Below are 9,549 nucleotides of genomic sequence, written 5' to 3' on the forward strand. Positions count from 1 at the left end.
CCGGTTACTCCAGAACCTTGTTCAACTCGGCGCCATCAATGCTCAGGGTGGCGGTGTTGAGCATGCCTTCCAGGTAGGCCTTGGCGATCTGTTCCTGGCGTTGCGCACGCAGTGCCTGAGTCAGGCGTTCGCGTAGTTCGTCGAGGCTGGCAGTGCGCGCCGGCTGTTGCCCGGTGAGTTTGAGCACATGAAAGCCCGCCGCACTCTGCACCACGTCCGACACCGCGCCCATTTTCAGGCGCGAGACCGCAGCGCGCACCTCCGGTACCAGTTGCTGCAACGGTTGTAGACCGGAATCGCCACCGCGCTGGGCGCTGTCGGGGTCCTGGGAATACTGGCTGGCCAAGGCACCAAACTCACCCGGCGCCGACTGGGCACGGCGGCTCAATTCCTGGGCCTGGCGGCGCACCGTTTCGACCATTTGCGAATCATTCACCGCAAGGAAAATCTGACTGACCTGGTACAACGGCGGCGTCACCCACTGCGCCTTGCCGCTGTCATAGGCCTGTTGCAACTCCCCAGCACTTGGGTAATCGGCCGGCACCTGGCTGACCGACAACATGTAGTCGCGAAACACGATCTGCTCGGTGGCTGCGCGGGTTTGCTGCTCCACCTCCGGGCGCTGGCGCCAGCCTTGGGCATCGGCTTGTTCGAGTACCGCTTTTTGCGCCAAGCGCGAACGAATCCAGGTTTCCAGGGCGCCACGATTGCCGCGCAACTGCTCGCGGGAATCGGCCGGCAAGGTCGCCAGCAAGGCCTGGAGTTCGGGCAGTGCAACCTGTTGATTGCCCAGCCGCGCCACCGCGGGTCCATCAAGGCTGACAGCAGGCGCCGGTTGCTGGGCGGCGACCGGGTCGCTGCCCGGCCGCAGGCTCAAGCCCACCGCCACCACCAGCAGGGCCAGCGCACCGGCGCCGACCACCAGGGTTGGTTTTTTCACAGGGCAGGCGCCTCTTCACGGGTATCCACGGCAGGTGCGTCTTCGGCCTGAGCCTGAAGTTGGGCGGCCTGCTGGCTGTACTCACGCAGGTAGACGATAAATTCCTGCAACAGCCGATCCCACAGCTCCAACTGGCTGCGCAAGTGAGTGGCGCCGACGCCGGCCACTACCACATCCATTTCCATCAACAAAAACTCGCCCTGCAACGACAGTCGCGCAAATCTCCGTGATGCATTCCACACCTGGGCCAGGCCCTCGGGCAACTGGCCCTGAACCCGCAGCGCGCAGCTGTAGGTGAAATCCACGTAGCTGGACTGCTCTGCCGCCGGGTTGCCGAAGCGCACGGCAAAGCCAATGCCCTGGCTGGCGCTGAGCAACTGCACGATGCCGTTCTGTTCAGTCTGGTTGACCCGATAACCGGCTTCTTGCAGCAACTCGGTCAGGCTCTGGGGGGTGACGCTGGTAATCAATTCGCTCATGGTCATCTCTTCCTTGTTGATCAGTGATTAACGCCTGCCTGGGGGGCATCAAAACGGGTTTTGTACAGATCGTCGCCAAAGCCCTGGGCCATTTCTTCAAACTTGACCCGAGCGCTGCTGGCGAAGGGTTGGCGAATGCTCATCACCTGGGCCACATCGATTTTTTCGTAGGCCGCGAGCAACTGCTGGGCCACGCCGTACATCTGTTGATTCTTGGCTGAACATTGCTGCACTTGTGTGTCACGTTCGGTTAATTGCACTTGCAAGAGCGCCCGCTCGGTCTCTTTGCCACGGGCCATGACCAGCAATTCCTCGTAGGCTTTCTTGAACTTGCCGGTCTGTTCATTACTCGCAGTCACCTGAGCCTGGGCTTGGCTGTGCAGGCTTTGTTGCTGGCCGGCCAGTTGCTCGGCGACGCCCCGGGCCTTGTCCAGCTCAGCGGTTAATTGCTTGATTTGCACCTGAGCCTGTTTGGCCTGGTTTTCGGCGGCGATGCGTGCGGCAGCGGCCTGGGCCTGTTCGCTTTGCAACGTCTGCAACTGCGCGGTGGTGCTGCGCAGTTGGGTGCGCAAGCGTTCCTCCATGCCTTCGGCCGAGGCGCCGCTGGCGGCCAGGCAGCCTAGGACCAACAGCAGCCCGCAAATTCGCGTGTTCATGTGGCGTCTCCCTGCGCGTCAAAAGCGCGTGTTGATTTCCAGCTGCATGACGTCGACTTCAAACGGCGCGCCATACACTTCGGAGGCGCTGAGCCAACGGGCACTGGCGTAGATATTCTTGTCGATGCCGTAGTTGCCACCGATGAAATAACCCTTGGCGTTGGTGCCACCCAGGTGGAACGAGGAATCGTTAAAGCCGTCTGGCAACGCATCGGGCTGGATGTACTTGTAGCCGGCCAACAGGTTCCAGTCGCCGGCCTTTTTCATCTCCAGCGCGCTGCCCAGGGTGAACTGCACCATCAAGGCATTGGCGCCGCTTTCGAATTCGCCCTTGCGGTTAATGTTGTTGACGATCTCGCCTTCGCTGCGTTTGAGCATCTCGCCCTTGTCGTAGGCCAGGTTGTGAATGAAGTTGGTCTGGCTACGCAGCTTGAGGTCGTCCGGCAACTCGCTGTCCCACACCAGGTTCAGGTCCAGTACATCAAACTTGGAGGCGAGGCCCACGTACTGCGGTTGCGGGGTCAGCCCAGGGGTGGCTGGGTTGGCGTTGATATTGCGCAGCAGGAACACGCTGTTGCCCTTTTGCATGAAGGCCACGCGCGAGCCGTCGGTGTCGCAACCCGGCGCACCGGCCCACGGCGAGCACGGGCTGGAGCGCTGCCCTTCGATATCGTCGAAGCGGTAGTAGGCCAACGCACCCTTGAGGCTGTTGCTGCGGTTGATCTTCCAGTTGGCGCCAATCTGTCCGCCAAACAGCCATTTATTGTCGCTGTCTTCCTTGTCGAAACCGTTGCTGCTGGCGGTGTCGGAGCTGTATTCCACCGGGAACGCGCCGAGGGTGCCGAACACGCCCCAGTCGTTGTTGAGTCTGTGATTGAAGATTGCTGCCACACCGTCGAAGTTGAGGTCGTTGGAGTACATCATGTCGGTGGAATAGAACGGGTTTGCGATCCGCCCACCCGTCAACGTCAGGTCTTGGGTGGCTTTCCAGGTCAGGTAGCCCTGGTCAAGCCAGATGTCTTTCTTGCCAAAGCCGCCGCCCAAGGTTTGGGTGGTGGAGACCGGGTTGTTGTCGGAGCCCGTGCCGATGCGAATGCCGGCGGTCCATTCCGGCGAGATGATGGCTTTCATGCCCAGGCGAGCGCGCAGGCGGAACAGGTTGTCGCGGTCTTCACGGGTGTTGAGCAGGGGCGGTAGCCGGGTATTGGTGTTTTTGTTGACGTCGTAGGGGCCGCTCTCGTTGAGCTTGGCGTAGTCGACGATTTCATTGCTGTTACTGCCCGAGAAGAACCGCGACTCGTCCCGCAGGCGGATGTCGCCGTCGAAGCTGATGCGCGAGACCCAGTCGGGGAAAGTGTTGGGCTGGGCCCAGTTTTCCTGCTTGGCGGTGGCCATGACCTCGGCCTTGACCTGGTCGCGAATCTGGTCACGAACTGCCGCCGGTACATACTGCACCCGCACGTCCCCCGCCGCCGTGGCCGGGCCTGCTGCTGCCGCCGCTGTGGCGGTACTGGCCTGACGTGCTTGCACTGCCTCATTTTCGGCCTGGGCAATCAACCCTTCGGCCTGTTCCTGCTTGAGCACACCTTGCTGCACCAGCAGGCGGATCAGGTTGATCGTGGCGTTTTGCGAAGGCGCAGCCGGGGCTGCCGCCGCCTGGCCGACCAGGGTCGCGATGACCATGCCGACCGCCAGGGTCAATCGATTCACGTGGAAAATCATCTGCACACAACTCCTGTAGAAACTGCAAAAAGGGTTCGATCAATCCGGGCGCCGGCCCTTGAGAGACAGGCGTACCGGCAGGGTCAGCGAGGCCGGCGTGCGCTCCTTGAAGCGCGGCGTGGCACGCAAGGCTGCCAATATCTGGGCGTCGGTCTGGGCATCGCCGCTGGACTTCGCAAGCTCCACGCAGGTGACTTGGCCATCAGCGCTCAACCACAAATCGGCCTGGACCGCGTAGGCCTTCTTGCGCAGCTGCGGGTCTTCACGCAGCAGGCGCTGGAAGACGCCGGCCAGGTACTGCTTGAACGTCCCGGTTCCCAAGCCGCCACCACCAGAGCCGGCCATGCCGCCGCCCTTGCCTGCGCCGATGTTGAAACCGTCGTTCCCAGCCTGGGCATCACCGTCGATTTGCATCGGGTTGGCCAGGTCATCGGCGGGGCTTGGTGGAGCTTCTTCCTCGGGTTTGACCTCGTCGGGGGTGGGCGTTGGTTCTGGCTCAGGCACCGTTTCTTCCACCTGGGGCTCGGGCTCCTTGGGTTTTTCCGGTGGCGGTGGTGGCGGTGGTGGCAACGGAATAATCATTGGCACCTTGGGCGCTTCACGGCGCACGCCGCTCATGTCATTGGCCCATTGCCAGAGGAACCAGGCCGCCACGGCGCCCAGCAGCAGGCCTGCGCCCCACTTCAGCAGGCGCAACGTCGGCTTGTTTTTCACAGGCATGGGCGGGCTCGGGATCTGTGCGGTCATGGCTCAGCCCTGGCTCGGTTTGCCGGTGACCAGCCCGACCTGGGACAGCTCAAGCCGGCGCAGTAAGTCGAGCACCTCGATCACCTTCTGGTACTGCACCAGGGCATCGCCGCGCACGATCACCGGAAAATCCGGGTTCAGCGCCTTCTCGATGCGCAGGCGCTCTTCCAGCTCACCGAGGGTCACCGGGTAGGCGTCGAGGAACACCTGGCCGCCGTCATTCACCGAAATGGCCTTGGTCTTGGCCTCGGACAGCGACACCGAAGCACTGGCCTTGGGCAAGTGGATCTGAATCCCCGAGACCTGGGCGGTGGCGGTAAGGATAAACATCACCAGTACCACCATCAGCACGTCCACCAGGGGCGTGATATTGATGCTGTCGACGGGCGCATCATCGTCATCGTCGTGGGAGGCATTCACGGAAGCCATGCGGGTTCTCCTCAGGCCGATACGGTGACGTGGTGGCCGCGCGTATGCGCCGCTTCACTGGACTGGCTTTCGCCGTGCATCTCCGCCAGGCGAGTGATGAACTCGTCGACAAATACGCGCATGTCGGCGCTGACTTCCTTGTTGCGGGTAATCAGCCGGTTGTAGCCAAACAGCGCCGGAATAGCGACGAACAGGCCCATGGCCGTGGCCAGCAAGGCCGCCGCCATGCCGGGGGCGATGGCGTTGATGTTCACATCGCCGGCCATGGCCGTGCCAAGGAACACCACCATGATCCCCAGCACCGTACCCAGCAGGCCGATATACGGGCCACCGGCGATGGCGTTGGAAAGCGTCGAGAGCTTGGAACTCAGTTGCTGGTTTTCACGGGTGCGCACGCCATCCATGGAGCAGCGGATGGCCTCGATGGTCGCCGCCGAGACCGACGTGGTATCGGCGCCCTGGGCACGTCGGGTACGAATTTCCTTGACCGCCACGCGGTACAGGCGCCACAGCGAGGAATAGGTCAACCGCTCGGCCAGCACAGCGTCGTCGTAGTACATTTCCAACCGTGTACCGATCTGCGAAAACTGTTCGCGGAAGATCTCGTTGGCGCTGCTGATCCGGCTAACCATGCGGTTTTTACGGATCATAATGACCCACGACTGAAACATCATCGCCACCAGCACCAGGATGATCACCCAGGCATCCACCGGCACGGCGTTGAGCAAGAAACCCAGGCTGCCGAAACCGAAGCCCGACTGCTCTTCATCGACCCCGTAAGCCACCAGTTTCGACTCGGCGCCCTGGGCGCCGGCATCAGCCAGCAACAGGTTGGCCGGACGAGCGACCTTGGACAGGCGCAGTTCATCCATGGCCCCGGCCAATGGCAGGAAGCTGCTGACCGCTTCCGGCAAATCAGCACCGATGGCCAACTGCGAATTGAACGCCGGCATCGCCATGGCCAAGGTCGCGGTTTCGCGGCCATTGACATACAGCGTCACCTTGTCGCCCTCGGCCGTCAGTGCCAGGTGCTGCCATTGGCCTGGGTTCAGCGGCTGGGTCGATACCGCGCGCTGGCCGTCGATTTCCACGAACGGCATGCCTTGGTTCAAGCCCAGCAGCAGGCTGACTGCGCCTTCGCGACGGGCCAGCACCACTTGTTCACCATTGGCCTGGTCCAGACGCAGCCAGGCACTGAAGGTAAACGCGCTGCCGGCGTTGTGTTGCAGCGATGGGCTGGCGGGCAGCAGCAACGGCTGGCCGTTGAACTGCAATGCACGACCGATCACCCCGTCGATGCTGGCGCCGATAGCGTTCAGCGCGGTGTTGCCGTAGACCGTGGTGTCGCGGGGCGGCGTGCCGTTGGCACCGTCAAAATGGTAGAGCGCGGTGTAGTTTGGATCGAACGTCAGTTGACCGTTGGCGGTGGCCGGGGCCTTCTGGTTGCCGTAGTACATCCACAGGTCCTGGCGCTGGGCGCCTTCGACCTTGGGCACATCAACCCAGATCAACGCCATACCCATCAGCGGGTCAAAGCTTTCGATCTGGTGGTTGAATACGGTCTTGTCGTCGGCGCTGACAAAGCGCAGGTCGGCGCCGTCGTCCTTGACCCCGTCGAAGGTGAAGTTGCCGGTGTGCAGACGCACCAACAATGCGGTGCGGCCCAGGGCCTGGTTGATCGCCGCTCCCTGGGGGGTGGTGTCCACCGAAATTTGCTTGCGGTAATGCCAGTCGTCCTGCCACCAGGCATGGGCGGTGGCCGGGAGCGCGAAGCCCAGGCAGATCAACAGGCTCAGAAATAGGCGTTGCATGTGAAGGGATCTCCGTAAAAAGGGTCAGAAAGTCGCCTGCACACTGAAGTGCAGTCGCGAGTCCTGTTTCTGGGTGTTTGGTCCATCGAGCAGCGGATAGCCCCAATCCAGGCTGCCGGACAACCACTTGCTCAAACTGGCGCGGGTGCCCAGGCCGACACTGGCCAGGCTGTATTCATCTTCTTGCTCGGGGAGTGGGTCATGCAGGCGCAAGCGAGCGCCTTCGGCGAAGGCGTAGAAGCGCCACTCCTGCACATAACTGCCGAGAAACTTGGCCAGGGACGGCGTGCGCAGTTCCTGGGATAACAGGTAGCCCTCATCGCCGGTGCGCTCGGCGGCCAGGTACCCGCGTATCGAAGTAGCGCCGCCAGCGGAGTACTGCTCGTTGGATACCAGGGGCCCTGAGGCCAACTGGAAACCGGCCTTGGACGCCGACTGCCAGTCGCCGGTAAAGGTGTAGGTGTAATTCAGGTCGCCCTTAAGCACGGCAAAACTGGGGCTGGCTTTGTCACGTTTGTACTGGAACTCTTCGTCATCGCTGCCGTAGCCGAAAAATGCCCGGGTGCCGACCACCAGGTTCAAACCCAGCCCCAGTTGCGAGTTGTCGCTGTAGCGGTAGCCGTTGTAGCCGAAGGTCAATGGTGCGTACTTGAGTGGAATCTGATCGCTGCTGGCGCCAAACTTCATCTGCTCATCGAAGTCCTTGAAGTCCACCCCCACCGACAGCGAGTTGGCCCAGTTGCCCGCCGCCGGCAGGATGTAAATGGCCGACACACCGTAGGAGTGGCCCTTGCCGAGGACGTTGCTGCCGCCGATGGTCGCGATGTTGCTGTCGGACTGATAACCGGAGAACTGCAAGGTCCAGCGCTCGCTCAACGGCGCGCTATAGGAGCCCGACCAGACCTTCGCGTTTTCACTGTCCTGGGGCGCCGTGAAGTAAGTCAGGGAAACGATGTGGCCCAGTTGCCAGAGGTTGTCGTAACCCAGGGTGGTGACGCTGCGCAGCTTCTCGGTGTCGGCGCTGTAGTCGTTGTTCAGGCCGATACTGGCGTGCCAGGGATTCTTGTCTTCGACTTGCAGGTCGACGTCCATGGTGCCGGGGCGCTGGCCTTCGCGCACCAGCGGCGTGACCTGGCGCCCGGCGCCGCGATTGAGGCCAGCCAACTGGGTTTGTACGCGGGCGAAATCCGGTACGGCCCCTTCCTTGAGCGCGGGAACTTCGTCGCGGATTTCAACGGGCGAATAGTGCTTGGCACCAACCACCCGCACCCGACCGACCGTGGTCTCACTGACTTGCAGGTAGACGATGCCGTCATCGACCTTCTGCTCCGGCAGCTCGACAAACACCGACTGGTAGCCGCGTTCCTGGTAGATCTTCTGCAAGGCATCGCGAGCACCCTCGATATCTCCCAGGTTTTTTTGCGGCCCCAGGAACGGGTACACCGCCTCCTCGATGGCCCGGGCATCGAGCACGGTATTGCCGCGCACGAAGTACTCATTGACGTCCACCAGCCGCACCGGAGCCTGGGGCTCGGCGCCCTCCTCCTCGGCCTGCACCGGCTGCGCCAGTGCTACCAGCGTCAGCCAGCACAGCGCCAGCGTTGACTTGAACAGATGCTCCACACCGCCCCCTAGATTGCTGAAAATATTCGCCGTCGCTGTCTGCACAGCGTTTGGCCTGCTCAATGGCTGGATGCCTTGGTGTGGACGTGCCGTGCCAGCCAGGTATGCAGCAAGGCGAAGTTCAGCGAGAACTCCGGCATGTGCAGCAAGGCACCACAGAACACTTCACCGATGATTTTCTGGATCAGTTGCACCGCCTGCGGGTTGTCCAGCAGCGTGGCGATGTCGCGTTGCAGGACGTTGATGCCCCAAACTTTCTGGTGGAGGTCCAGGCCGACGAACCAGCGGAACAGCAGGTTGTAGTTGAGCTGTTCGTGCAGTTGCTGGTCGCTGGGGACCGAATACAGCAGTTGCAGCAAAAGGATTTGCAGCACGGTGCGGGGAGCAATCAACATGCCCGGCTCGGTGTTGAGGGCCTGGAGCAGGTCGCGGTGCTGGTCGAACACCTCGTCGATCTGCGGGCGCAGCAGCACCAGCGAGTGGCCTGCGGGGATGTAGTTGGAGACTTCTTTCAGGGCGCCTTGCCAGTCGTCCTGGGAAACGATCCAAACCCACGGCGCGCCGTAGCGATAGACCGAAATCGGCTTTTTGCGCGCGGCCTCGACGATCTTCGACAGGCGCTGATCGAGCTCTTGCATGCCTACTTTTGAGTAACGTTCCATAGTGCCCATCCCGCCCTACTCCTGGCTTGCTGCTACCGGCTGAAAAAGCGCCTTGCGGCGGTCTCAAGCGCGTTACATAGGCAAGACGGGGGTGGGGTGGAGCTACCGAACTTTTGTCATAAAAGCTTCATTCGGGGGCGGGCTGGTAGCGGGCCGGTTTTTTTTGTTGGAGTGCATATCCGTTGCTGCGGTAACGGCTACTTAGGGTCCGGAGGTTTGAACCCACGCTGTTTTTTAACGAAACGTCCTACCACGCGGCCAGATAACCTCTACTCCCCGGCCTTGTAAACCTCTGCAAAGTCTCTCGCCTGATCACTCCGCGCGAGGGAACGCCGATGCTTTTTCCAATTGACGCCCTACCCAATGGGCCTGCCTCTTGAATCCCGCCATTGGCTTTATGGTCCTGGCGGCGATGGACTCGAAGACGCGCGACGTCGATTCGGTCCTCAGCGACTTCAGGCAATGCCTTAACACCTATGA

The 9,549-nt window shown here is 61.8% G+C and carries 9 protein-coding genes; all 9 read right to left on the minus strand.

Features of this window, described 5'->3' with window-relative positions; translation table 11 throughout:
* Positions 1 to 4: 4 nt before the first annotated feature.
* The 9 genes from FQ182_RS26875 to FQ182_RS26915 are packed head-to-tail and all read right to left on the minus strand — an operon-like array spanning position 5 to position 9,069.
* Complete coding sequence (locus FQ182_RS26875) at positions 5 to 940, minus strand: peptidylprolyl isomerase (RefSeq protein ID WP_149414969.1); 936 nt, start codon at positions 938 to 940, stop codon at positions 5 to 7.
* Positions 937 to 1,425, minus strand: coding sequence for a YbjN domain-containing protein (locus FQ182_RS26880; RefSeq protein ID WP_149414970.1), 489 nt, complete (start codon positions 1,423 to 1,425; stop codon positions 937 to 939). The genes FQ182_RS26875 and FQ182_RS26880 overlap by 4 nt, the downstream gene beginning before the upstream one ends.
* 14 nt (positions 1,426 to 1,439) lie before the next feature.
* Positions 1,440 to 2,075, minus strand: a complete 636-nt coding sequence (locus tag FQ182_RS26885; RefSeq protein ID WP_149414971.1) for a DNA repair protein — start codon at positions 2,073 to 2,075, stop codon at positions 1,440 to 1,442.
* Positions 2,076 to 2,093: 18 nt separating this feature from the next.
* Positions 2,094 to 3,797, minus strand: coding sequence for a putative porin (locus tag FQ182_RS26890; protein ID WP_149414972.1), 1,704 nt, complete (start codon positions 3,795 to 3,797; stop codon positions 2,094 to 2,096).
* A gap of 39 nt (positions 3,798 to 3,836) precedes the next feature.
* On the minus strand, positions 3,837 to 4,544 hold the full coding sequence (locus FQ182_RS26895; protein WP_149414973.1) for an energy transducer TonB: 708 nt from the start codon (positions 4,542 to 4,544) through the stop codon (positions 3,837 to 3,839).
* 3 nt (positions 4,545 to 4,547) lie between these two features.
* Positions 4,548 to 4,973, minus strand: coding sequence for a biopolymer transporter ExbD (locus FQ182_RS26900; protein WP_133103182.1), 426 nt, complete (start codon positions 4,971 to 4,973; stop codon positions 4,548 to 4,550).
* A gap of 11 nt (positions 4,974 to 4,984) precedes the next feature.
* Complete coding sequence (locus FQ182_RS26905; protein ID WP_149414974.1) at positions 4,985 to 6,784, minus strand: DUF2341 domain-containing protein; 1,800 nt, start codon at positions 6,782 to 6,784, stop codon at positions 4,985 to 4,987.
* A gap of 24 nt (positions 6,785 to 6,808) precedes the next feature.
* Positions 6,809 to 8,407 carry a ShlB/FhaC/HecB family hemolysin secretion/activation protein gene (locus FQ182_RS26910; protein WP_149414975.1) on the minus strand — a complete coding sequence of 533 codons (1,599 nt, stop codon included), beginning with the start codon at positions 8,405 to 8,407 and terminating at the stop codon, positions 6,809 to 6,811.
* 59 nt (positions 8,408 to 8,466) lie between these two features.
* Entirely contained in the window at positions 8,467 to 9,069 is a 603-nt protein-coding gene (locus tag FQ182_RS26915) for a transposase (protein WP_149414977.1), read from the minus strand.
* Between the last annotated feature and the right edge of the window lie 480 nt (positions 9,070 to 9,549).

It is taken from the genome of Pseudomonas sp. ANT_H4, from assembly GCF_008369295.1.
Lineage (GTDB): Bacteria > Pseudomonadota > Gammaproteobacteria > Pseudomonadales > Pseudomonadaceae > Aquipseudomonas.